General features: G+C 67.9%; 25 protein-coding genes. 8 read left to right on the top strand and 17 right to left on the bottom strand.

The window, feature by feature from the left end:
- Positions 1 to 334 precede the first annotated feature (334 nt).
- The 10 genes from FHS38_RS35665 to FHS38_RS26555 all read right to left on the bottom strand — a co-directional run bounded on the left by FHS38_RS35665 (position 335) and on the right by FHS38_RS26555 (position 4,575).
- On the bottom strand, positions 335 to 469 hold the full coding sequence (locus FHS38_RS35665) for a hypothetical protein (protein WP_260420958.1): 135 nt from the start codon (positions 467 to 469) through the stop codon (positions 335 to 337).
- Complete coding sequence (locus FHS38_RS26515) at positions 466 to 777, bottom strand: hypothetical protein (RefSeq protein WP_184737641.1); 312 nt, start codon at positions 775 to 777, stop codon at positions 466 to 468. Before FHS38_RS26515 ends, FHS38_RS35665 begins: the two co-directional genes overlap by 4 nt.
- A 12-nt stretch (positions 778 to 789) precedes the next feature.
- On the bottom strand, positions 790 to 1,038 hold the full coding sequence (locus tag FHS38_RS26520) for a hypothetical protein (protein ID WP_184737642.1): 249 nt from the start codon (positions 1,036 to 1,038) through the stop codon (positions 790 to 792).
- 94 nt (positions 1,039 to 1,132) lie between these two features.
- Complete coding sequence (locus FHS38_RS26525; RefSeq protein WP_184737644.1) at positions 1,133 to 1,462, bottom strand: ParB/RepB/Spo0J family partition protein; 330 nt, start codon at positions 1,460 to 1,462, stop codon at positions 1,133 to 1,135.
- Between the two features lie 14 nt (positions 1,463 to 1,476).
- A complete protein-coding gene (locus FHS38_RS26530; protein ID WP_184737646.1) occupies positions 1,477 to 1,860 on the bottom strand; it encodes an RRQRL motif-containing zinc-binding protein in 384 nt (127 codons plus the stop codon).
- Between the two features lie 226 nt (positions 1,861 to 2,086).
- Positions 2,087 to 3,097, bottom strand: a complete 1,011-nt coding sequence (locus FHS38_RS26535) for a DUF2637 domain-containing protein (protein WP_184737648.1) — start codon at positions 3,095 to 3,097, stop codon at positions 2,087 to 2,089.
- Positions 3,094 to 3,432 carry a hypothetical protein gene (locus tag FHS38_RS26540; protein WP_184737650.1) on the bottom strand — a complete coding sequence of 113 codons (339 nt, stop codon included), beginning with the start codon at positions 3,430 to 3,432 and terminating at the stop codon, positions 3,094 to 3,096. The genes FHS38_RS26535 and FHS38_RS26540 overlap by 4 nt, the downstream gene beginning before the upstream one ends.
- Positions 3,429 to 3,635 (bottom strand): hypothetical protein, encoded by a 207-nt coding sequence (locus FHS38_RS26545; protein WP_184737652.1) that lies wholly within the window; start codon positions 3,633 to 3,635, stop codon positions 3,429 to 3,431. The genes FHS38_RS26540 and FHS38_RS26545 overlap by 4 nt, the downstream gene beginning before the upstream one ends.
- A complete protein-coding gene (locus tag FHS38_RS26550) occupies positions 3,632 to 4,282 on the bottom strand; it encodes a GGDEF domain-containing protein (RefSeq protein WP_184737654.1) in 651 nt (216 codons plus the stop codon). Before FHS38_RS26550 ends, FHS38_RS26545 begins: the two co-directional genes overlap by 4 nt.
- A complete protein-coding gene (locus tag FHS38_RS26555; protein ID WP_184737656.1) occupies positions 4,282 to 4,575 on the bottom strand; it encodes a hypothetical protein in 294 nt (97 codons plus the stop codon). The genes FHS38_RS26550 and FHS38_RS26555 overlap by 1 nt, the downstream gene beginning before the upstream one ends.
- Before the next feature lie 532 nt (positions 4,576 to 5,107).
- On the opposite strand from FHS38_RS26555, the gene FHS38_RS26560 reads away from it, so the two are divergent.
- Together FHS38_RS26560 and FHS38_RS26565 are read left to right on the top strand one after the other, a co-directional pair.
- Positions 5,108 to 5,878, top strand: coding sequence for a helix-turn-helix transcriptional regulator (locus FHS38_RS26560; protein WP_184737659.1), 771 nt, complete (start codon positions 5,108 to 5,110; stop codon positions 5,876 to 5,878).
- Positions 5,875 to 6,348, top strand: coding sequence for an NUDIX domain-containing protein (locus tag FHS38_RS26565; RefSeq protein WP_184737661.1), 474 nt, complete (start codon positions 5,875 to 5,877; stop codon positions 6,346 to 6,348). Before FHS38_RS26560 ends, FHS38_RS26565 begins: the two co-directional genes overlap by 4 nt.
- On the opposite strand, the gene FHS38_RS26570 is transcribed toward FHS38_RS26565, so the two are convergent.
- Complete coding sequence (locus tag FHS38_RS26570; protein ID WP_184737663.1) at positions 6,336 to 6,905, bottom strand: HD domain-containing protein; 570 nt, start codon at positions 6,903 to 6,905, stop codon at positions 6,336 to 6,338. The two genes, FHS38_RS26565 and FHS38_RS26570, sit on opposite strands and share 13 nt — an antisense overlap.
- Before the next feature lie 11 nt (positions 6,906 to 6,916).
- Positions 6,917 to 7,363 carry a GntR family transcriptional regulator gene (locus FHS38_RS26575; protein ID WP_184737665.1) on the bottom strand — a complete coding sequence of 149 codons (447 nt, stop codon included), beginning with the start codon at positions 7,361 to 7,363 and terminating at the stop codon, positions 6,917 to 6,919.
- Positions 7,364 to 8,399: 1,036 nt separating this feature from the next.
- Between FHS38_RS26575 and FHS38_RS26580 the strand changes: the two genes are divergently transcribed.
- Positions 8,400 to 9,086, top strand: coding sequence for a hypothetical protein (locus tag FHS38_RS26580; RefSeq protein ID WP_184737667.1), 687 nt, complete (start codon positions 8,400 to 8,402; stop codon positions 9,084 to 9,086).
- A gap of 219 nt (positions 9,087 to 9,305) precedes the next feature.
- On the opposite strand, the gene FHS38_RS26585 is transcribed toward FHS38_RS26580, so the two are convergent.
- Entirely contained in the window at positions 9,306 to 11,531 is a 2,226-nt protein-coding gene (locus FHS38_RS26585) for an nSTAND3 domain-containing NTPase (protein WP_184737669.1), read from the bottom strand.
- A 527-nt stretch (positions 11,532 to 12,058) separates the two neighbouring features.
- Between FHS38_RS26585 and FHS38_RS35670 the strand changes: the two genes are divergently transcribed.
- A complete protein-coding gene (locus tag FHS38_RS35670; protein WP_260420959.1) occupies positions 12,059 to 12,181 on the top strand; it encodes a hypothetical protein in 123 nt (40 codons plus the stop codon).
- Between the two features lie 205 nt (positions 12,182 to 12,386).
- Here FHS38_RS35670 and FHS38_RS26595 read toward each other — a convergent pair whose 3' ends face one another.
- The 4 genes from FHS38_RS26595 to FHS38_RS26610 form a co-directional block, all read right to left on the bottom strand.
- On the bottom strand, positions 12,387 to 13,511 hold the full coding sequence (locus FHS38_RS26595) for an acyl-CoA dehydrogenase family protein (protein WP_184737673.1): 1,125 nt from the start codon (positions 13,509 to 13,511) through the stop codon (positions 12,387 to 12,389).
- Positions 13,508 to 14,764, bottom strand: coding sequence for an acyl-CoA dehydrogenase family protein (locus FHS38_RS26600; RefSeq protein ID WP_184737675.1), 1,257 nt, complete (start codon positions 14,762 to 14,764; stop codon positions 13,508 to 13,510). Before FHS38_RS26600 ends, FHS38_RS26595 begins: the two co-directional genes overlap by 4 nt.
- Positions 14,761 to 15,753, bottom strand: a complete 993-nt coding sequence (locus FHS38_RS26605; protein WP_184737677.1) for an NADPH:quinone oxidoreductase family protein — start codon at positions 15,751 to 15,753, stop codon at positions 14,761 to 14,763. The genes FHS38_RS26600 and FHS38_RS26605 overlap by 4 nt, the downstream gene beginning before the upstream one ends.
- Before the next feature lie 80 nt (positions 15,754 to 15,833).
- Positions 15,834 to 16,931: a LacI family DNA-binding transcriptional regulator gene (locus tag FHS38_RS26610; RefSeq protein ID WP_184737678.1), complete on the bottom strand. Its 1,098-nt coding sequence runs from the start codon at positions 16,929 to 16,931 to the stop codon at positions 15,834 to 15,836.
- A gap of 185 nt (positions 16,932 to 17,116) precedes the next feature.
- On the opposite strand from FHS38_RS26610, the gene FHS38_RS26615 reads away from it, so the two are divergent.
- The 4 genes from FHS38_RS26615 (at position 17,117) to FHS38_RS26630 (ending at position 21,477) form a co-directional block, all read left to right on the top strand.
- Entirely contained in the window at positions 17,117 to 18,415 is a 1,299-nt protein-coding gene (locus tag FHS38_RS26615) for an ABC transporter substrate-binding protein (protein WP_184737680.1), read from the top strand.
- A gap of 7 nt (positions 18,416 to 18,422) precedes the next feature.
- On the top strand, positions 18,423 to 19,325 hold the full coding sequence (locus tag FHS38_RS26620) for a carbohydrate ABC transporter permease (protein ID WP_184737682.1): 903 nt from the start codon (positions 18,423 to 18,425) through the stop codon (positions 19,323 to 19,325).
- Positions 19,326 to 19,369: 44 nt separating this feature from the next.
- Complete coding sequence (locus tag FHS38_RS26625) at positions 19,370 to 20,155, top strand: carbohydrate ABC transporter permease (RefSeq protein WP_184738057.1); 786 nt, start codon at positions 19,370 to 19,372, stop codon at positions 20,153 to 20,155.
- 83 nt (positions 20,156 to 20,238) lie between these two features.
- Positions 20,239 to 21,477: a glycoside hydrolase 5 family protein gene (locus FHS38_RS26630; protein ID WP_184737684.1), complete on the top strand. Its 1,239-nt coding sequence runs from the start codon at positions 20,239 to 20,241 to the stop codon at positions 21,475 to 21,477.
- Positions 21,478 to 21,588: the final 111 nt, after the last annotated feature.

Consider the following 21,588-nt stretch of genomic DNA (forward strand, 5'->3'; position numbering starts at 1 on the left):
ACAGGCCGGACGTGGCCACGGTGGCCGCCTCCGCACCGAACACGGTGGCGGGCAACGCTCGTACGGCACCGCGCTGTACCCGCCCCGTACCGCCCGTTGCTGCTGCTCCGGCGTCGGCGGTCGTCACGGTGATATCGAGCGGAATGCTCTGACCGCCGCCCCCGGGGTCAGAGGCGGGATCGGCCGAAGGTGCTGTAGTCGTCGTGCTGTTGTCAGACACTGTGGGTGCTCCTCATCTGGGGTGCGCAGGGCGCCTCCGGCCCGCTTTCTCAGGGCCTGGCCGGAGGCGCGGCACACCCCGGGCAGGGATGTCAGCAGTTGACGCGCAGGTACTTCAGTCGCACGGTTCGACCAGCGGGACGGGGCGAGAGGCCCAGGGCTGGCCGCAGGAACGGCAGTTCTCGGCGTCCGGGGGGTTCTCGGTGGGGCAGTGCTGGCAGTCCCAGTCCATGGCGTCCTTCCAGGTCAAGGGCGGGGTGTGAGGGTGTGGGCGGGGTGTGAGGCGGCGGCTTCCTGCCACCGGCGACTCTCGCCCGGGTCGCTGGTCCGTATCCGCACCCGGAAGTCACAGCCGTCGACACGGCACCGGTGCGTGGTCGCGGTGGCCGCCTCGAACAGGTGGTGCACCGCCGCGGTGACCGTGGCAAAGAGCGCCAGGACGCAGGCGGCGATGTCCATGGCGGGGACCTTGCAGGCGTGGAGGCGGACCGCGTAGGAGACGGCGACACCCGCACCGACGGTCGCGGCAGCGGGAAAGAGGAGGCGGTGGAGCTTCAACGTGCGTTCCTCTCAGAGCTGGTTGGGCTCCAGGGCGAAGAACATCGTGTTGGCTCCGGCCAGGTCCGGGTTGGCCGACGTGATGTGGTTCTTGATGGCCGTGAAGACGTCGCAGCGGGTCGCTCCGGTCGGCGGGGTCCACGTGCCGTAGAGGCTGGAGGTCAGACGGCCCGGCAGCTCCAGGGTCATGATCCAGTGGTGGGACCCCTGCATCTGCGCGGGAACCGCCGGGATGCTGCTCTGCTCGGTCTGGGTGGTCACAGCGGAACTCCTTGAACGGTTGCGGGTGGTCAGACGGCGCGCTGTTCTTCGGGGTTGGCGCAGGTGGCGCCTTGTGCCTGGTGGATGGCGGTTGTCACAGCCCTAGGAGGCGGTAGGGGAAGGGCTCGTGCTCCATGCGGACGCCGAAGTTCTTGATCCAGTACCAGTGGAAGGCGAACGATTCGATGCCCAGCTCCATCAGGGCTACGGCGCGGTGGTGACCGTCGCCGACGTACACGTCCGGGTACCGGTCGGAGACACCGAGGATGATCGGCTTCTGGAGTCCTCGTTCCGAGATCGACCGCTTGAGCTCGTCGACCTTCTTCCGGTCCTTGTCGTGCCGTTCGAAGTGCCGAACGGCGTCGGCCCACTTGCGGTACTCGATCGGGTGGATCTGCTTGTCGTTGAGGAACGAGGTTTTCATCTGTCCGCAGTACGTCATCGGCTGTCGGTTCCTTCCGGGTAGGCGCAGGTCACGCACATCCCGAGCGAGATCGGGATGCAGTAACCGGCGTCGGTAAGGCAGTTGGGGCAGGTGCGGCGGGCCGTCATGGCCCGATCGAGGGCGGCCCGCCGGCCGGGTGTCATTGGCCGGACGGGCTTCGCTCCGGTGAGCGGGTAGAGGTAGGCGACCTGCACCCCGCCCCGGCGGCAGTTGCGGCGCATGATCTGCGCCGCAACCGGCTGGCCTCCGGGGCGTAGGCCCTGGGCGCGGAGCTGGCGGCGGGTGGCCAGGCCGTCCGGCGCCAGGCGCCACGGGTACGTCGGTATCCCGTACCGGGCGCCGGTGGGGTCGTAGCACTTGCCGAAGGTCGGCGACATCAGCGGAGGTGGTGGTAGGCGGCCCGGCACTGTGAGGCGTGTGCATTGGCCCTGCCACGGTGCAGAGCCAGGACATCGCAGCCCGATGTGAAGCCGCAGCCGTGACAGGCCCAGCGGGAATTTTCGCCATAAACGCGGCCGGTGACGTCGACCGCGGCACCGACTAGGTTGTGCATCCGGATGAGCAAGTCCGCTGGTTCAAGCGGGGTGGTGTTCGGCGAGAGCTTCACGAGGTTGCTCCTTCGAGAATCCGGGGCGCCGGGGTGGGGTTGTCGCGCAGCTCCTGGTAGCGGGAGGAGACCCAGCCGGTAGACCAGCCGGTCAGCTCTGCCGCGGTACGCACGGGGAGGCCCGCTTCGAAGGCGGCGCGGGCAGTGGCGCGGGCCCGCTCCTCCGGCTGCTTCTCCGTGGCCGGCCCGGCGGCCAGCAGTGCGGCGCGGTCACGCTCAGCCCGCTCGGTGCGCTCCTGCCGTTCACGGCGCTCACGCTCGATGCGCTGCCGGCGTTCGTGTTCACGGCGTTCGGCAGCTTCGCGTTCACGGCGTTCATGCTCGCGCTGCTGCTGTTCACGCTCCTGTTCACGGCGTTCACGCTCAGCCCGCTCCTGACGCTCCCGGGCCTCCGCGTGCTCCCGTTCCTCCCGCCGTGCGCGCTCTTCCCGCTCGGCCTGTTCGCGGGCGAGACAGGCCTCATGTTCACGCTGTTCACGGGCCACCTGGGCTTCGTGGTCGCGCTGTTCACGGGCCCGCCGGTCGGCTGCTTCCACGCGTTCGGCAGCGGCCTTCCGTGCCGCTTCGCGGTCGTCCCGCTGCCGGGCCTCCAGGGCCGTCACGGCGGCGGCGATGGCCCGCCGGTAGGCCAGGCCGGTCTCCGCGGTCACGATCAGCAGCAACGGCGCCACCCCGTGCACGGCCACGCCCACCATGTCCTTGAGCAGCGCGGAGTCGCCCACGTTCAGGGCCAGCGTCATACCGCCGGTCATCCACCTCAGGACGATGGGCCACCGGCCACCACGCCCGCCCAGGCGGGCGAGGGCGGAGTCGAGGCGGACCACGATCACTACGGCGGCATCCACGACGAGCGGCAGGATCGGCGCTGTCCAGTCCCACGCGTCCGGGGTGTGGGCCGCCATGAGCGGGGTGACGGTGAGGACCGAGTAGAGCATGGCCCCGAAGACGATCAGCCACATGCCCACCGACAGAGCACGCTCGGCTGAACGGATCTGACCATCGTTCACCGACCCGCCTCCTGCCGTGAACGCGCCCCGTCGCCGCCGGGCATTTGAGCGAAGCCGATCAGGTGTACCCGGGCGCCTCCGTAGTCGGTCTCTGCCGTCAGGACGCGGGTGCGGCCGCCGCTGTGCTCGTGATAGCTCACCGACGAAGGGAGGATTTGGAGGGCGTCGCGCCATGCCTCGAACCCGGCAAAATCGCCGTGGAAGGACAGCTCCAGCCGGTCCGGGAAGATCGTGGACACCCCCAGGGCGGGGGCGGGAAGGTGCGCGAACTCCGCGCTGAACAGCCGCAGGACGAGCAGCGGAGCGCTCAGCGCCGACAGGGCCGGGGCGCTCATGCCGCATCTCCGGGGAGGCTTGCCGCGGCCTGGTTCGTCAGATCCTGGCGGGCGGCCGTGGCCCGGTTGCGGGCCCGGGGGTAGTCGGCGGGCACCGGCCGCGAGTCGGTGTCGAGGAACTGATGACGCTGTTCCGCGAGTTGCCCGGCCCGGTACTGGCGCGGGTGCAGACGACGGTAGAGACGGTGCCGTAGTGCGGTCATCGGGATCCTCCTGACCGGGGGTTGGTACCGGGGCGGCCGGTACGCCGGCCGTTGGTGGTCGTCATCACGGGGATCGGTCCGTCGGCGACGTGCCAGCCGCCACCGCCCCGCTTCGCGGCGTACATCGCCTCATCCGCCCGCCGAAGCGCCGGGCCCAGGACCGGCTCAGGGAGCCCGGCCACGGCGAACGCGCCGATGGACGCCCCCACGTCCAGCTCAGCGCCCCGGAAGGGGACGGGGGAGGTCAGGGCGTCGTGGAGGGCGTCCAGCTCGAATGGCAGGTCCGACGGTGCCGGGCAGGTGATGGTGGCGGCGAACTCGTCGCCACCCAACCGGCCCGCGCACCCGCCGCGCGTCTCCGACCAGACCGCGAGCCGCTTGGCGGCAGAGGCCAGGACCTCGTCACCGGCAGCATGACCGTGCGCGTCGTTCACCTGCTTGAACCCGTCCAGGTCCACCAGGACCACCACCCCGCCCGGGGCGCGTAACCGGCGGCGGGCGGTGGTGGTGAAGGCGTCGCGGCCGGGCAGGCCAGTCAGCGGGTCACGCCGGGCCCTCTCGACCCGGCGGCGGAGAAGCAGAGTGTGGAGCGACCAGCCTGCCGCGAGCGGCCCGGCCGCTGCGGACGCGGTGAGCAGGGCGTTCATCACGCCGCCGCCTTACCCGACGCCCGGCCCCGGCCCGAGCGCGGCCGGTCGAAGGTCGTGACGTTGAGCAGCGCGGGGGCGTGGGTGCCCAGGACGTCCACGGCGAGCTGGGTGACGGCGTCGAAGAGACCCGGGTCGTCGGCGAGGATGTCCCGCGCCGCATCCAGCCGCGCGGCCCGCTCCTCCGGGCTCTCGTCCGGCTCACCGAGCCAGAGTTCAAGCGGCGTGCCGAGGGCTAACTCGATGAACTCGGCAGCAGTGGCGGCCCGCTGGCCACCGACATAGGTCTTCATGGCGGATCTCCTGATCCTTCGGGGACGGGGCAGGGACCCCGGGCGGCCAAACGTCTTTGGCGAGAGGCAGCCGCCCCGGGTGAAGCCGCTCTTCCGGCTCCCCTCAACCCCGCCCGTACAGCGTGAAAGCGGCTGGACGGACGGAGGAGGCAACCGGCCGCAGCGCTAGGCGCTGCGGAGGGCTGATCAAGTGCAGTGTCTCCTTCCGGGAGCGCGCTCCCGTTGGTAGGCAGAGACGTGACCTTTCGGTCTGTGCCATCCGGTTGCCAAGGGATCCGGTGCCCTCAGCCCGGCTACCCGGGCCTCTTTGCCGTGCGTTACATGCAATGCATGTATTACATGTCTCTCACGGTGGCAGATCAGTTCGGCCCCCGTCAACCCTTGGGTTCTCGATGCCGAAACTGCCGCTCCCGATCAGCGACATGACCAGCTTGGCAACTAGCGGCTGGACGTTGGACTCCGCGCATGTACGACTTACTCCCGACTCGCTAGAGTCGAACTCGTCCTAGGACGTCCCAGACGGGAGAGTCGTATGGCGAACGAGAGGCTCCGCGGCGCGATCGTCGAGAGCGGCCTCAAGCTGGAGCAGGTAGCGGAACGTCTCGGCGTGTCCCCGAAGACCGTTGAGCGCTGGATCTCCGAACCAAACCGGAAGCCCTACAGGCGCTTTCAGTACGCAGCGTCCTCGATGCTTCGGCGGGAGGTCTCCTATCTCTGGCCAGACGAACGGACCTCAGAAGAGGTCACCGCGTCCAGCGACTCGGAGGTGATGAAGCTCTACCCACATCGTTCCGTCGTCCCACAGGACACGTGGACGAAGCTGTACGCCGCCGCTACCGAGCACTTCGACGTGTTGGTGTACTCGGGCTTCTGGCTGACGGAGGACCCCTGCTTTCACAGGCTCGTACGAGAGAAGTCGTCCGCCGGGGTACCTGTGCGCTTCTTACTTGGCGACCCCAATAGTCCAGCCGTCGCTGTCCGTGGCGACGACGAAGGTATCGGACCATCCATGGCCGCCAAGATCCGCAATGCGCTGATGAACTACGCACCGCTCTTCCGGCTCCCAAGCGTGGAGTTCAGGCTCCATGCCACGACGCTCTACAACTCGATCTACCGCGCCGACAGCGAGCTGCTGGCGAACGGCCACGTCTACGGCGTTGGGGCATACATGGCGCCCGTTCTGCACCTCCAGCGCGTGCCTGGGGGCGAACTGTTCGACACGTACGTGGAGAGCCTGGAGCGTGTATGGGAGAGCGGTCGACGGATCACATCACCCACTGACTACGAAGGCGCCGCAACATGAGCCGTACCGACTACTTCCGCGATCCGGACGCTCCCCCGGCCAACTCGGTTGTACCGTCCGTCACCGCGGTTGTCCGGGATGAGCGAGGCAATATCCTTCTCATCCACAAGACCGACAACGACCTTTGGGCCTTGCCCGGTGGAGGGCACGACGTAGGAGAAAGCATCGCGGACACGGTCGTTCGGGAGGTAGAGGAGGAGACCGGTGTCGCGGTAGTCGTGGAGGACATCGTGGGTCTCTACACCGACCCACAGCACGTCATGGCGTACGACGACGGCGAAGTGCGCCAGCAGTTCTCTATCTGCTTCCGTGCCCGGCCGACCGGTGGCACCCTACGCACCAGCTCCGAGTCGAAAGAGGTCCGCTGGGTCTCCCCAACGGACCTCGAAAAGCTGGACATCCATCCGTCGATGCGGCTGCGAATCACCCATGGGCTCGACGATTCACGCGCCGCTCCCTACATCGGCTGACCAGCCGCTTCCGCCGCACTGAGCCGACTCTCGACGCGCTGCACGGCTGCATGGATCTCCGGTGCGGCCCGCTGAATGAAGCGCCCCACGATCGTCTCTGGTCCATACCGGTCGACGATCTCAGCGACTCGGGCGTCTGACGTCGTCGGCTCACCGTCGGGAGTGGTCGTCATGTCGGAGAACAACAGGGCGTCGACGAGCGCCGGCCGCTCCAGCGCGAACTCACTCTCCAGCTCCTCGCGGAGTCCCCGCTCCTCAGCCTCCAGTAGGGCGCAGGAGTGGTGCGCGACGAGGCGAACCACGCGCTCGTCCATGCCCTCCTGGTCCCGTAGGAACCGAGCGCCGTCGAGGGGGTGGAAACCCGTAGAGGCAATCCGCGGCGAGTAGCCGACATCGTGAAGCACAGCCGCAGCCTCCATCAAGTAAGCGTCTTCCCCCAGGATCTCCCGGAGCGAGCGGGCCCGCCCGGCCACCCCCAAGGAATGCGACCAGCGTCGCGGCAGTGGCTCGGCCAGCAGCGATTCGGCAAGGCTGTAGGCCCGGTTGGTGAGGTCCATGGCACCCAAGGCTACGAGGCCCCCTTCTCAGCGGGGAGGGCGCGAACCTTCCGTCGACGGTTCGGGCCCATTTCGATGAGCCCCCGTCCTTCCATCTGTGCGATGGCAGAACGAACCGCCGTACGCGATACGCCGAAGTGAGCGCACAGCTCACTCTCGGACGGGAAGGTGTCACCCACCCCCACGCCTTCAGTGCCCAGGAGATCCGTCACCTGGTCGACAAGCGGGCGCCGGTCACCTGTGCCGGCCACGAACCATCCCGCCCCCTGTACAGACTCGATGACCCCGTCAGACTTCAACGCCTTGAGCGCCCGCCCGATCGTGCTGCGCCCCACACCGAAGGTGCCCATCAGCTCCGCCTCGGACGGGAGCGCCTCGCTGATCTGCCCCTTCTCGATCTTCTGGCGTAGAGTCTCCGAGATCTGCAAGTAGGTGCCTCGCGGACTGGCCTGCGGCACGTGGCCTCCCATTTCTTCACCCTCCCCGGCGTCCGCCCGGCGGCGCCCTCCTCGCCCCAGCTTCGCACGTCGCGCCAGGGCAGTGACGCCCGTGCGCACGGCGGGCCGCACACACCCATGACCAGGCCCTGCGGTCAGAAATTCCCTACCCCATCAAGGCTCGCTGCGCTCGCTCGGCCGACGGCCAACGGCGCTTGTCGATCATCGCCAACCCGGCCGCCGCACACTCCGCCCAAGCGCATCAACGGCCGCTCCCGGCCCGCATGCCACCGCCACCACGATCCGGCCTCAGGAGGGAAAGACGCAACAGCGGTCGGACCTCAACGCCCCGCTTCCGGGGCCACCACGCACCCTTTCCACCCGGTTGCCTAACACTGTTAGGTCGGATCAAACCGAGGGCCGCGCCAAGCGCGGCGGCGCCGGCCGGTCGCCGCCGCGCCGCCTCCATGTCTTCGCCACCGGCGCACGTCGCCGCCCGCCCGTCGCCGCACGCAGCGGCCACATTCCAACACGGGCACGGGGACGAACGGTGATCCCCAACGATGCAGGTAAAAGACGCTTTGTGTCACCGAAAGAGGCCGGATCGCGGTGACGGTGACACGCGGACCGACACTGCCAAATGCGCGGGCGTACGTACGGCCCGCTGATCCCGCACCAGGCCACCGGCCGGCGGACGCGGCCATGAGTGGGGGGAGAACCCCGTCGTGGCTGGGGCGGTCGGCTCCACGACTTTAGCCAGCCACTTTGGTGCGAGCCTCGAAGATCATGGCCCCAACGTCGTGCTTTAACGGGCAGGTCCACAGACTGCCCGACTCGCCGGAAGCTTACGGGGCCATGATCACTCGCGCCAAAGCAGCTCCCGGCCAAAGTCGCTCCACCGACCGCTCTCACCATAGGCCGAGAGCCAGCAGGACGTTCTCAACGTCCGTGGCACACCAGTGCCCGCCCTGCTCCGTCACCCGCATGACACCCCGAAGAAGCGAAATGGCCTGCATCGTGAGTGACTGGCTGCGGAGCAAAGGAAAAGGAGGCACCTGTGGACGCACGGGCAAGCGTCGATGGCATCTTCCCCGAACGGTTCTGGACGTACCTGACCTCAGAGGTCATGCCGAAGGCACGCGACATCGTGCACCCCTTCGAATCGGCCCACACGAAGGAAATTTCGGTCGAAATCACGACGCCCACTACTGATGCCGCAACCCTTGGGCGCCTACTTGATTACATTGACTTCCAATTTCGATGGGCACTGTCGATTGAGCCGCTACTGGGTGAGGACGCTGCTTACGCGAGGGCAATCGGATTTCCATTTCGCATTTGCCCCGCCAACTTCAAAGACGGGATGTTTCAGGTCGTAAGCATCGAGGTCGGCTCCCTCAGGGCGAAACTGATGGCGACCTCGGAGGCCACAACAGTGCTCATGGGCGCGCTGGCGAGCGTCGCGGTGACCTTCACAGCTGTCACGGGGATGTCCCCGTACGAGTTCTTTGTCGAGCGCCCTAGCCAGTCCACTAGCGTGCAGGCGCCGGCTCCGCCTGAACCAGGAAAAGATCAGGTGGACCCATTCTGCTTTAGTCCTGCACCGTTTGAAATCACGGTCGACATTAATTTGTCAGACGGTGAAAGCGTGAGGGTTATTGCAAAGGTCCCCGCAGGCAATCCAGTGAATTCTGACAGCATCTATGCCGAGTCAATGCGAACGGCTGCTATTGCGCGTGCGGACTGAATTGCCCGAACCATTAGCGCACTCACGTCCTCGCAGGTGCCATCACCGCCAACGCCGCGCGGCAGTAGGGGACGATCCCCGGACCACCCAGCATGCATCAACAACTGCACTGCCCGTAGTTCGCATCAAGGCACAGAGCGCCACAGGGAAGCCAGAGCCGCCAGCCCCTGACACACCGCTTGAGGCCCCGGCGTACTCGTTGTTAACCAGAGCCTCGACCTACTCTTCCAGAAAGCTCAAGGAGTGCATGGTCAAATAGACCTCACCGTCGACATACTCTGGATCAATATCAGATTCTTCTTCGCTTCCCTCGATGAGCTGCGTCTCTTCCGGGAGCCAATCCTCCAACATAATTGCCGCGTTCGGCCACCTGTGCTGCCAGAGGTCGCCGTGTCGCAGTATGTACTGAAGCCCGTGATCGATCAGATCCGGGTCCGCATCGTCAGGGTCGCGAGAGTATCGATCCAGCAGGTCATCAAACATCTCATCAGCCTGCCGACACAGGTCTACCCGAATCTTGTCTTCCACGTATTCAGCTAGGTCCATGGCGTGGCTAGCCGCCGCGAAGAGACCGCAGTCACCACGATCCCTATTAAACAACGACGTGAGACCTTCCAGCCGCACCGACTCGTGAAGATTCTTAATTCTCCGATTGGCAGATCCATAGGTGGTTCGAATCAGCGCAATTACGTCGCCAATTGAAGCCCGGTAGACGAAACCCGGCGAGTTCAGCCTACGCACTGCCCAATCCTCAACCTTCGGGACGTGCATTGAACCAGCAAGAGCCAGGCAAACCGCAACTCTCCCAGCTCTAGAGTGCGTGGACGTCCCATCACGTTCCAATGTGGCCAACGCGGCTTTCTCGATCTCTACCTGAAATGGCGCAAGATTCAACCGAGCCGGCAGTCCCGAATCCACTGGCGCATCATGATAGGACCAAAGCAGAGCCATCTGATCAAAAGAGTACGGATTCTTCAACACCCTAACGACCAGGTCATGCTCTTCAGAGAACTTCATCAACATGAAGTCATTTACGGAAGGGTTACTAAATTCAACGTAACCTTTAGAGTAATCTCCAAATAGGCGAACAAGCGTGCCATCCAGAACTCGCAAACTGGACTTAAATTGCGACAAGCCTCGGTTCGAGAACGCTAGATAAGCATCCCCTAGGGTTGAAAAGGTTGCCTTCCCGCCCATGGTGAAGAGGACGTAGAGGACGTCTCGATCACTGTCCTTCAACTGGTGGTCAAAAATATGCCTCCACAACCCCATGGGGTCGTTTAGGGCTGCTTCAACTTGAGCGCCAGGTTCGCCCCGATCAGGGTCGAACGGCAAAGACAGGAGGTCAGCGATGGCCCTGGGGTTAAAGCTTCTATGCCTAATAATTGGGCGATACACATCCGGCCGCGAGAACTCCCCCTTTGTAGACGTCGGCCACTCCGACCAGTAGACATGATTGTAGAGTATCTGCGCCTTTTCTTCCCGTCCTAAAACATCTAGATCGACGGTGAACGTGAGGGGGTCGAGATCCCCTCGATCCATGCGCTCATACCTTTGCCGTGCCTGCTGAAGGACATATTCGCGCGTCGTGCAGATAAATCTCTTCGTAGAATCTTTACGGATTCGACGAATCAACGAGAGAAGCCTACTGTCTTCATTCTTATGCAACTTGTCATCTAGCGAGGTTTGGCCAAGGAAGTCGTCGTAAATAAATATCTGCGGCTCTCCGTCATGCCAGACCCGGTAGACATCCTCTACGTTTTCGGATACCTCGACAACCTCAAATCCGCGATCTGCATAGTGCGCACACATTACCTGCGCCAATGTCGTCTTGCCAGCCCCCGGCGGTCCCGATACCAAAACCACGTGATTCTTCTCCACGAGGTTCATCGCTTTTCGCAAATTAGCGCTCGGTACATACGTGCGCAGTGTGTCCTTGATGTCATCAGCGAGATGCAGCGACCTTTGGATCACATTCTTTGAGATCATGGCCTCAAGGATCGTGGCATCGTTGAGCCACAGCCTCATGTTCTTGCGAACCACTTCGGGGTTGTTTTGCAAGAACGACGTGATCTCGGAGATTCCATAGATATCTCCGGTGCTTTGAATGTAGGGCCGGAACCCGTCGAGAATCTTCTCTTTGGCGGACGGCGTCATCTCGACCGAAGTGGCCAGGATGTAGCGCATCGGCGTTGGCCGGATTCGATCCAACTTAGGGAGCTCACTATCCAACAAATGCCCAATAAGTTTGGCGCGCCCACTCTTCATCCAGTGCTTACATTGAATGACAATCTTCTGGTTGGGTCCAAAGTAACGTAGATCGATTCCACCGTCTGGTCCGCTTGAAAAAATCTCAAGCCTCACACCTAGTAGGCGCTCAAAAATGTCTTTGCATAGACTCTCGAAGTCCAGGTCAGACAGCTTTCGCAGATCGAGCAAGTCCACGCCTCACCACCCCCAAGGTGTCCCACGCCGTGCAGGAAGATCGTAGTCTTCGGCAACTGCTCCGAGCCGAAGAACAGACACAACCGGCCCACCGGGGTCAAGCAGGTTATCTGCGCCACTGAAGGCCGTCAGTGATGTTGCCCCATGGGCGGCGAGGCATACCGTCGCCCGTCAGGGATCCGACGGACACAACTCAGCTTGCACGGTTCGTGAGAGCAGGCGCTGCTCCGGCAGGGCGTCGTGGACCATGCGTGGACAGGCCCGGCTCAGCCGGTCGCACACGTGGTCCTGACCAGCAGCGTTGCTTAGGACCGAAGCGCCCTCCGGAGCCGTGTGCGCTCGTACGCCGCCGCTTTTCCCGTCGTGAGCCTTACCGCCAGCCGCTGGCGGCGGAAGGCTGGACACCCGCGCCCGTCATCCGGGCGTGGCGCGGTGCTTCGGAGGGGAGGCGGATGGCAGTGGCTGGGGCGCAGCAGAAGTGTGGAGCCCGGACCAAGTCGACCGGCAGGCCGTGCAAGAACGCGGTCATGAAGGGGACTTCGCGCTGTCGTAAGCACCAGGGGGAATGGTCGCCGCAGGGCGTCCTCGACCGCCGGCAGCGCGAGTTGGACGACGCCAAGAGGAAGCTCGCCAAGGCGCGTCGGAAGTAAGGAACGCCGCGGCTTCCCGGGGAGCCAAACCGGGAGCCAAAGCCAGCGACAGCAGAGGGCCGTCCGTGGACAACCACGGACGGCCGTATCAGGTATCCCAAGGCCGAGGCGCTCATCCTTGCTGCTGCGACGACGCCTCGCTTTACACAGCACGTCTAAGAGCGGGCATGATCCGGCCCGGACAAAGCCTGCACAAGGGGGGAAATCAGCCGGCGGGACCCGGCAGATCCACCAACCGCGCCAGTGTCTCCCGGTGCCGGCCGGGCGTGCCCAGCGCGATCTGGTCGCTCTTGGCGCGCTTGAGGTACAGGTGCGCCGGGTGTTCCCAGGTCATGCCGATGCCGCCGTGCAGCTGTACGCACTCCTGGGCCGCGCGCACCGCGACCTCGCCGCAGTGGGCCTGGGCGACGGCGACCGCCACGGCCGTGTCCGGTGAGCCGGTCGCGAGCGCGTCGGCGGCGTTGCGGGCCGTCGCGCGGGCCGAGACGATGTCCAGCCACAGGGCCGCGAGCCGGTGCTTGAGGGCCTGGAACGAGCCGACGGGACGGCCGAACTGGTGCCGTCCGCCGGTGTAGCGCACCGTTTCCGCCAGGCACCACTCGGCGAGTCCGAGCTGCTCGGAGGCGAGCAGTCCGGCGCCGGTGAGCAGCGCGTCGGCGACGGCGGTACGGGCGCGGGCCGGCTCGGCGAGCAGCGTCGCGGTAGCCCCGGTGAGGGTGACCCGAGCGAGCGGCCGGGTGAGGTCCAGCGGGGTGACGGGGGTGACGGTCACGCCCGGTGCCGTGGCGTCCACGGCGTAGAGCCCGCTGTCGGCGGGGACGAGGAGCACATCGGCGCCGGCCGCTCCGGCCACGGAGGTGATCTCACCGCTGAGCCCTGCCCCGCCGCGTACGGTCCCGTGCGGCGCCCCGCCCGGGGCGGTCGGCAGCGGGACGGCGAGCGCCCCGACCCGGGTGCCGTCGGCGAGTGCGGCGAGCGGACCGGCCACCTCGGGGCGTGCGGTGTCACATCCGAGCAGCGTCCGTACGGCCAGTACGGCGCTGGTGAGGTAGGGCACGGCGGCGACGGACCGGCCCAGTTCCTCCAGCACGACGGCGGCCTCCCGGGCCGTGGCGCCCTGCCCGCCGAGCCGCTCGGGCACCAGCAGCCCGGCGGTTCCCATGCCGGTGGCCAGCGACCGCCAGAGGTCGGGGTCGTAGGGGCGGCCCGTCTCGGCTTCCGCGAGCGCGGCGGTGGGGCCGCCGCGGTCGGTGAGCAAGGACCGTACGGCCGCTCGCAGGTCGTCCTCGGTCTCGGAGTAGAGCAGGTCGGGCGGCGCGGGAGTGGTCATCGGGGCAGGTCCTTCCACGCGGCGTCCTTGTCGGTGCGGGGCTCGGGCGGCAGGCCGAGGACACGCTCGGCGATGATGTTGAGCAGGACTTCCGAGGTGCCGCCCTCGATGGAGTTCCCCTTGGCGCGCAGATAGCGGTATCCCGCGTCACGGCCCGTGAAGTCGACGAGTTCGGGCCTGGTCAGGGTCCAGTCGTCGTAGCCGAGTCCCTCCTCGGCCAGCAGTTCCACTTCCAGCCCGCTGATCTCCTGGTTGAGGCGGGCGAAGGCCAGCTTCATGCCCGAGCCCTCGGGTCCCGGCTGGCCGAGGGCGAGTTGCCGGCCGAGGCGCTCGGCGGTCAGCCGGGCGGCCTCGGCGTCCACCCACAGCTTCAGCAGCCGCTGGTGGAGGTCGTGGGTGCGCAGTTCGGGCTGGCGGCGCCACGTGTCGGCGACGAGGCCGATCATGCCGCTCTCGCGGGGCACCCGGGCGCCCCCGATGGCCACCCGCTCGTTCATGAGGGTGGTCCGGGCGACCTGCCACCCTTCGCCGACCCCGCCGAGGCGGTGGGTGTCGGGGATCCGCACCCCGGTCAGGAACACCTCGTTGAACTCGGCCTCGCCGGTGATCTGGCGCAGCGGCCGCACGTCCACGCCGGGGTCGGTCATGTCGCAGACGAAGTAGGTGATGCCACGGTGTTTGGGCAGGTCCGGATCGGTCCGGGCGAGGAGGATGCCCCAGCGGGCGAGGTGCGCCTGGGACGTCCACACCTTCTGGCCGTCGACGATCCAGCCGTCCCCCTCGCCGTCCCGGGTGGCGCGGGTCGCGAGGGCGGCGAGGTCGGATCCGGCGCCGGGTTCGCTGAACAGCTGGCACCACACCTCCTCGCCGGTCCACAACGGGCGGAGGAACCGCCGGCGTTGTGCGTCGGTGCCGTGGCGCAGGAGGGTGGGCGCGGCCATGCCGAGGCCGATGCCGATCCGGCGGGGGGCGTTGTCGGGCGCTCCCCCGGCCTCCAGGGCCTGGTCCACGACCTGCTGGAGGGCGCGCGGTGCGCCGAGCCCGCCGAGGCCTTCGGGGAAGTGGATCCAGGCGAGCCCGGCGTCGAAGCGGGCGCGGAGGAAGTCGAGGCGGTCGGTGGTGGCGGGGTCGTGCGTGGTGAGCAGGTCCGCGACCCGGCGGCGCAGCGCGTCGGCGTCGAGGGCGGTCGCGTCCGTCCCTCCGCTCCGCGCGGCGGCCGCTCCGTCCTTCGGTGACGTCGTCGGGCCGCTCATCGGACGGCCTCCGGGACGACGACGACCCGGCCGGTGGTCGTGCCGTCGGCGACGCGCTGGACGGCGTCGGCGGCCGCGTCGAGGGGGACCCGTTCGCTGACGAGCGGCTTGATCGCGCCCCGCGCGGCGAGTGTGCCCAGCTCCTCGTGGCAGGAGCGGACGGCGTCGGGGGCCTTGGCGTTGTACAGGCCCCAGTGCAGGCCGAGGATCGTGTAGTTCTTGACCAGGGCGTGGCTCAGCGCCGGGGTGGGGATCGTGCCGCTCGCGAAGCCGACGACCACGATGCGTCCCTCGAAGGCGACGCACTTGGTGGACTGGGCGAAGGCGCCGCCGCCGACCGGGTCGTAGACGACGTCCGCTCCCCGCCCGCCGGTGGCCTCCTTGACGGCCGCGACCACGTCGTCCGCCCGGCGGTCGAGGACGAGGTCGCAGCCGAGTTCGCGGGCGACGCGTGCCTTCTCCGGTCCGCCGGTGACGCCGATGACGGTGGCTCCGGCGGCCTTGCCGAGCTGGACGGCCGCGCTGCCGACGCCGCCCGCCGCCGCGTGCACGAGGAGGGTCTCGCCGCTGCGGAGCCGGGCGCGGCGGTGCAGGCCGAACCAGCCGGTCTGGTAGCCGATGTGCAGGGCGGCGGCCTCGGCGTCGTCCAGCGCCTCGGGGGCGGGCAGTACGCCTCGTGCCGACACGACCGTCCTTTCCGCGAACCCGCCGTCCGGCAGGGTGGGTTGGGCGAGGACGCGGGCCCCGATCTCGCCCTCGGCGCCGTCACCGAGGGCGAGGATCTCGGCGCACACCTCGACTCCGGGGGTGAAGGGCAGCGGGGGCCGGACCTGGTACTGCCCCCGGCACAGCAGCGCGTCGGGGAAGTTGACGTTCGCCGCCCGGATCCGCACGAGCAGCTCACCGGGGCCGGGCGAGGGTTCCGGCACGTCGCCGAGGCGCATCACCTCGCGCGGTTCGCCGTTCTCGTGCACTCGCCATGCCTTCACCGGGACCTCCACGAGGGGTAGGGGGCAGCGTCACGCCGCTCGCATACTAAGCGGTCGCTAAGGATTGGAACAGGGTGCCGTCACCCGCCCCGGCGGGCCGGGGAGTCGGGGGCGTCCGGCGAACGGGTGGGGTGCGGCAGTGGCGGCGCGGTGGACTCCCGGGCGGCGAGCCGTGGCGCCACGTCCCGCACCCGTCGGGCCGGGCCCCCGTCGAGCAGTGCGATCAGCTGCTCGGCCGCTCGTCTCCCGAAGCCCGCCGTGTCCCGGGCCAGCGCGGTCAGCGGGGGGTGGGTGTTGCGGCAGAGCACCGAGTCGTCCCAGGCGACGATGGAGAGTCGGCGCGGTACGGACACTCCGCGCTCGGCGGCCACGGCGAGGCCGGCGACGGCCATCACGTCGTTGTCGTAGACGATCGCGGTGGGCGGGTGCGGGGCCGCCAGGACGCGCCGGGTGGCGGCGGCGCCCTGGGCGTCGGAGTAGTCGGTCGTCACCGACACGACGTCCGGCAGGGCACGGCGGTCCGCCTCGGCGCGCAGGGAGTCGATCCGGCGCCGGGTGTGGGCGAGTTCGGGCAGCCCGGCGATGTGCACGATGCGGCGGTGCCCCAGGTCGCACAGGTGGCCGACGATGGAAGTCATCCCTCCGGCGTCGTCGGCCCAGAGGTTGGAGATCGCACCGTGCGGGCCTTCACCTGCGCCGTCCAGGGCGCCGATGACCACGGCGGGCAGGCCGAGTTCGTCGAGGAGCGCCGGGCGGGGGTCGTCGTCGCGGGGGTCGACGACGAGCAGACCGTCCACCCGGCGCTCGGCCCACCAGCGGCGGTAGACCGCGCACTCGGCGTCGAGGTCCTCGACGACCTGGAAGAGCAGGCCGAGCCGGCGCACCGCGAGCGCTTCCTGCACCCCGGAGACGAGTTGGAGGAAGAACGACTCGACGCCGAGCGTGCGCGCGGGCCTCGCCAGGACGAGCCCGACCGTGGCCGCCCCCTCCCCCGACAGCGCGCGGGCGGCGGTGCTGGGCTGCCAGCCGAGCTCCTCGGCGACGCGCCGGACCCGGTCGCGGGTGGCCGCGGAGACACCGGGCCGGTCGTTGAGCGCGAAGGACACCGCGCTCTCCGAGACGCCCGCGCGGCGCGCGATGTCCTTCATCGTCGGGCGGCGGGCGGGTGTACGGCGCATGGTTCTCCCTCTGCCCCGCCCGCACCGGCGGGGCCGTTACCTAAAGCGCTTGAGCGGCACCACACTAAAGCGCATTAGGTCGCGGCGTAAGTATTGACGCAACTCCCTTGCCGGGTGCAGGTTTTGATCTGCCTCCTCCCGGACTCAAGGCCCCTTGCGGCCCGATCGAAGGAGCTCATCCGGCCATGCCCATGTCCCGTAGAGCAGCCGTCACCACCGCGCCTCTCCTCGCCGCCGCCCTGGCTCTCACCGCCTGCGGATCGGGTACGGACACCGACGGCGGGTCCCGCGCCGACGGAAAGATCGCAGGTGACATCACCTTTCAGACGTGGAACTTGCGGGCGAATTTCAAGGACTACTTCAACGGCCTGGTCCGGGAGTTCGAGAAGCAGAATCCGGACGTCAAGGTCAAATGGCTCGACCAGCCCGCGGAGAACTACGCGGAAAAGCTCAGCGCCGACGCCGGAGCCGGCACCCTGCCCGACGTCGTCAACGTCTCGCCGGACCTGTCCTATCCGCTGGCCAAGGCCGGGTTGCTGATGAACCTGGACAAGGAGAAGGCCACCGCGAAGTTCAAGGGTGAATACACCCCGGAGGCATGGCAGGGCAACACCCTGCCCGGGCTGGGGGGTTCGTACGCCTTTCCCTGGTACCTCAACACCGGCCCGCTCTTCTACAACAAGGCCCTGTTCCGGCAGGCCGGGCTCGACCCCGAGAAGCCGCCGAAGAGCTACGAGGAGCTGTTCACCGCCGCCGGGACGATGGCTCGGCGGTCCGGCGGGAAGACCGCGACGCTGGCGGGGACCCCGTCCATCGAGGACTTCGGTCGCTACGGCGTCAGGCTGATGAACGACGACGCCACCCGGTTCACCTACAACGAGCCCAAGGGTGTGGAGCTGCTGACCAAGTACAAGCAGCTCTACGAACACGGCGCACTCGACGCGCAGGCACTCACCAACACCCCGGAGAAGTCCGGCCAGAAGTTCCTGGAACAGAAGGTCGCCATGAATCCGGGCGGCGCCCACGACCTGGAGACCTTCAAGAAGAACGCCCCGAGCCTGTACAAGAACCTCGGGATCACCGACGCGCCCAACAACACCGGCAAGCCGAACATGTACGTCATGGGCCTGGCCGTCAACAACCGGAGCGACCACAAGGCGGCGGCGATCGCCTTCGCCCATTTCGTCACCGACCGGAAGAACCAGGAGGCGTTCGCCCACAAGGTCGCCATCTTCCCCAGCACCAAGGACTCGCTGCGGGATCCGTACTGGACCGAGGACGACGGGACCGACGAGGGCCGCGTCCGGGTCGCATCGGCGAAACTGCTGAAGGGCGCGGTCAATTACACGCCCGTCGTGATGAGCGACGAGATGAAGGTCGTCCTCAAGAACGAAGTGGCCAAGGCCCTCCAGGGCAAGAAGTCACCCCAGCAGGCACTCGACGCCGCCGCGGCACGGAGCGACAAGCTCCTCGAGCAGAGCTGACGGGCTCGTGGACCGGCACCTCAGGCGATCGACCCCCTCCCCGCGCACCCACCGGGCGGTCAGCCCCTGGCTCTTCCTGCTGCCGGGCCTCGGGGTCGTCGCAGCGTTCAATCTGTACCCCTTCCTCACCACCGTCCACAAGGCGTTCACCGACGCCCGCACCCTCACCCCCGGCACCTGGGTCGGGCTGCGGAACTTCCAGGACATGCTGGACGACGAACAGTTCTGGGTGGCCCTGCGCAACAGCGGTCTGTACGTGCTGCTCGTCGTGCCCTTCACGGTGCTGCTGCCGCTGCTGCTCGCCCTGCTGGTCCACAAACAGCTCCCCGGCGTCACCTTCTTCCGGTCCGCCTTCTACACCCCGGTCGTCGCCTCCGTCGTCGTGGTGTCCCTGATCTGGGGCTGGATGCTGGACGACCGCGGCCTGCTCAACGGCATCCTGCGCTTCCTCGGCGCGGGTCCGGTCGCCTTCCTCGGCGACGAATGGCTGCTGCTGTTCAGCGCCATGGCCCTGACGGTGTGGCGGGGCCTCGGCTACTACATGATCATTTACCTGGCCGCGCTCGCGAACGTCCCCCGTGAGCTGCACGAGGCCGCCGCCGTCGACGGAGCGGGGGCGCTGCGCCGCTTCGTCAGCGTCACGGTCCCGGCCGTGCGCTCCACGATGGTGCTGGTCGGCGCCCTGTCGTCGGTGTCCGCCTTCAAGGTGTTCGCCGAGGTCTATCTGCTGGCCGGGCCCACCGGCGGGCCGGCCGGGCAGGACACCACGCTCGTCATGCTCGTCCAGCGGACGGGCACGGGCCTGAACGGGCGCGTCGGCTACGCCTCCGCCCTCTCGCTCGTCGTCTTCACCATCGCGCTGCTGCTGATGCTGCTGGTGCTGCGCGCCGACCGCAAGGAGGACCGGTGACGACCCGGACGAGCGCCTGGGAGAAGGCGCTGCGCTATCTGCTGATGCTCGGCGTCCTGGCGGTGACCGTCGGCCCGTTCCTCTGGCAGCTGTCGACCTCGCTCAAGAGCACCACCGAGGACATCTACGCCTACCCGCCGGGCTTTCTGCCCGAGCGGCCGACCCTGGACAACTACGCCGGCGTCGCGGACATCATCCCGGTCTGGCGCTACGCCCTGAACTCGCTCCAGGTCGCGGTGGCCAACGTCCTCACCAATCTCGTCGGCGCCTCGCTCGCCGGGTACGCGCTGGCCCGGCTGCGTTTCCGCGGCCGTGGGCTCGCGGGGCTCGCCTTCGTGGCGGCGCTGCTGGTGCCCCTGGAGTCCATCGTCATCGCGCAGTTCACGATGATGCGCGACCTCCAGCTCAACAACACGCTGATCGCCGTCGTGCTGCCCGGTGCAGTCGGTGCGCTCAATGTGCTGCTGATGCGCAACGCCTTCGCCAACCTTCCGTACGAGATCGAGGAGGCGGCCGTCATCGACGGAGCGAACGTCTGGCAGCGGTTCGTCCGGGTCGCGCTGCCGTCGGTCCGCGGCACCCTCGCCGTCGTCGCGATCTTCGCCTTCATGGGGGCGTGGGACGACTTCCTGTGGCCCCTGATCGTCCTCTCCGACTCGGACAACTTCACGCTGACCGTCGGCCTGAACTTCCTGCACGGCACGTTCCAGCAGAATCCGCGGCTGGTCGCCGCCGGCACCGTCATCGCGGTCGCCCCGCTCCTCGTGATGTTCGCCTGTCTCCAGCGGTACTTCTTCCGCGGGGTCGGCGAAGGCGCCGTCAAGGGCTGACCCCCGCCTCCCGCAGCTTCCCGCCGGCTCCCGCCGTCTTTTCACCGCCTTCTCACCGCCTTCCCGCCCGAAGGGACATCCGTATGCGCTTCGGCGTCAACTACACGCCCACCCGCGGCTGGTTCCACCACTGGCTCGACTTCGACCTCGACGACATCCGGGCCGACCTGGACCAGATCGCCGCCCTCGGCCTGGACCACATCCGGGTCTTCCCGCTCTGGCCGGTCTTCCAGCCCAACCGCACCCTGATCCGGCCGAAGGCGGTCGAGCAGCTGATCCGGCTCGTGGACGCGGCGGGCGAGCGCGGGCTCGACGTCAACGTCGACGGGTTGCAGGGCCATCTCTCCAGCTTCGACTTCCTGCCCGCCTGGACCACGACCTGGCACCGCCGGAACCTGTTCACCGACCCGGACGTGGTCGAGGCGCAGGCGGAGTACCTGCGCGTGCTCGCCGCCGCACTCGCCGACCGCCCCCACTTCCTGGGGATGACGGTCGGCAACGAGATCAACCAGTTCTCCGGTGACCCGCACCCGGACCCCGACCGGGTCGACCCGGTCCAGGCGGGCCACTGGCTGCGGCGGATGCTCGACGCCTGCGAGAAGGGCGCGCCCGGCCGGCCACATCTGCACGCCTCGTACGACGCCGCCTGGTACGACGGCGCGCACCCCTTCACGCCCGCCCACTCGGCCCGGCTCGGCGCGATGACCGCCGTGCACTCCTGGGTCTTCGACGGCACCGCCCAGCGCCACGGCCACGCCGGGACGGCCACCGAGCAGCACGCCGCGTATCTCATCGAGCTGTCCAAGGCCTGGGCGGTGGACCCCGCCCGGCCGGTCTGGCTCCAGGAGGTCGGCGCGCCCGCACCGCACATCCCGCCCGGCCACGCGGCCGCGTTCACCGAGGCGACCGTCCGCAACGCGCTGGACTGCCCGGACGTATGGGGCGTCACCTGGTGGTGCTCCCACGATGTGGACCGCGCGCTGGCGGACTTCCCCGAGCTGGAATACGGCCTCGGACTGTTCACCAACGACCGCCGGATCAAACCCGCCGGTGAGGTGATCGCCAGGATCATCCGCACCTGGCTCGAGAGCGGCCGCCCCGCGGAGCCGCGCCGGACCGCCCTGGTCGTGGACGCGGGTGCGGAGGAGGAAGCGCCCTACCGCTCGGTGTGTTCGCCGGGGGGCGCGTATTTCGAGGCGTGGATGCGGCTTGCCTCCCGCGGGGTGCGGGCGGCTTCGGTGCTCTCGCAGCGGGCGGGGGATGCGGAGTACCTGGCCGGTCGGGGGGTCACGGAGGTGCTCACGGTGGATCAGGTGCGGTAGCCGGTCGCCGTCCGGTGGATTTCTTCCCCGGCCCCGCCCCTTCCCGTAACCGGGGCTCCGCCCCGGACCCCGGTCCTCAAACGCCGGACGGGCTGGTTGTTGCCCGGACGG

Origin of the sequence: Streptomyces netropsis (genome assembly GCF_014203545.1) — a bacterium.
GTDB classification, from domain to species: Bacteria; Actinomycetota; Actinomycetes; order Streptomycetales; family Streptomycetaceae; genus Streptomyces; species Streptomyces netropsis.

Excerpts from the sequence above, each read along its gene's own strand:
- FHS38_RS26615 (WP_184737680.1), top strand. The coding sequence starts at position 17,117 with ATGCCCATGTCCCGTAGAGCAGCCGTCACCACCGCGCCTCTCCTCGCC.
- FHS38_RS26565 (WP_184737661.1), top strand. The coding sequence starts at position 5,875 with ATGAGCCGTACCGACTACTTCCGCGATCCGGACGCTCCCCCGGCCAAC.
- FHS38_RS26570 (WP_184737663.1), bottom strand. The coding sequence starts at position 6,905 with ATGGACCTCACCAACCGGGCCTACAGCCTTGCCGAATCGCTGCTGGCC.
- FHS38_RS35670 (WP_260420959.1), top strand. The coding sequence starts at position 12,059 with ATGAAGGGGACTTCGCGCTGTCGTAAGCACCAGGGGGAATGGTCGCCG.
- FHS38_RS26545 (WP_184737652.1), bottom strand. The coding sequence starts at position 3,635 with ATGACCGCACTACGGCACCGTCTCTACCGTCGTCTGCACCCGCGCCAG.
- FHS38_RS26560 (WP_184737659.1), top strand. The coding sequence starts at position 5,108 with ATGGCGAACGAGAGGCTCCGCGGCGCGATCGTCGAGAGCGGCCTCAAG.
- FHS38_RS26540 (WP_184737650.1), bottom strand. The coding sequence starts at position 3,432 with ATGAGCGCCCCGGCCCTGTCGGCGCTGAGCGCTCCGCTGCTCGTCCTG.
- FHS38_RS26625 (WP_184738057.1), top strand. The coding sequence starts at position 19,370 with ATGCTCGGCGTCCTGGCGGTGACCGTCGGCCCGTTCCTCTGGCAGCTG.
- FHS38_RS26600 (WP_184737675.1), bottom strand. The coding sequence starts at position 14,764 with ATGAGCGGCCCGACGACGTCACCGAAGGACGGAGCGGCCGCCGCGCGG.
- FHS38_RS26525 (WP_184737644.1), bottom strand. The coding sequence starts at position 1,462 with ATGAAAACCTCGTTCCTCAACGACAAGCAGATCCACCCGATCGAGTAC.
- FHS38_RS26630 (WP_184737684.1), top strand. The coding sequence starts at position 20,239 with ATGCGCTTCGGCGTCAACTACACGCCCACCCGCGGCTGGTTCCACCAC.
- FHS38_RS26550 (WP_184737654.1), bottom strand. The coding sequence starts at position 4,282 with ATGAACGCCCTGCTCACCGCGTCCGCAGCGGCCGGGCCGCTCGCGGCA.
- FHS38_RS26530 (WP_184737646.1), bottom strand. The coding sequence starts at position 1,860 with ATGTCGCCGACCTTCGGCAAGTGCTACGACCCCACCGGCGCCCGGTAC.
- FHS38_RS26555 (WP_184737656.1), bottom strand. The coding sequence starts at position 4,575 with ATGAAGACCTATGTCGGTGGCCAGCGGGCCGCCACTGCTGCCGAGTTC.
- FHS38_RS26595 (WP_184737673.1), bottom strand. The coding sequence starts at position 13,511 with ATGACCACTCCCGCGCCGCCCGACCTGCTCTACTCCGAGACCGAGGAC.
- FHS38_RS26610 (WP_184737678.1), bottom strand. The coding sequence starts at position 16,931 with ATGCGCCGTACACCCGCCCGCCGCCCGACGATGAAGGACATCGCGCGC.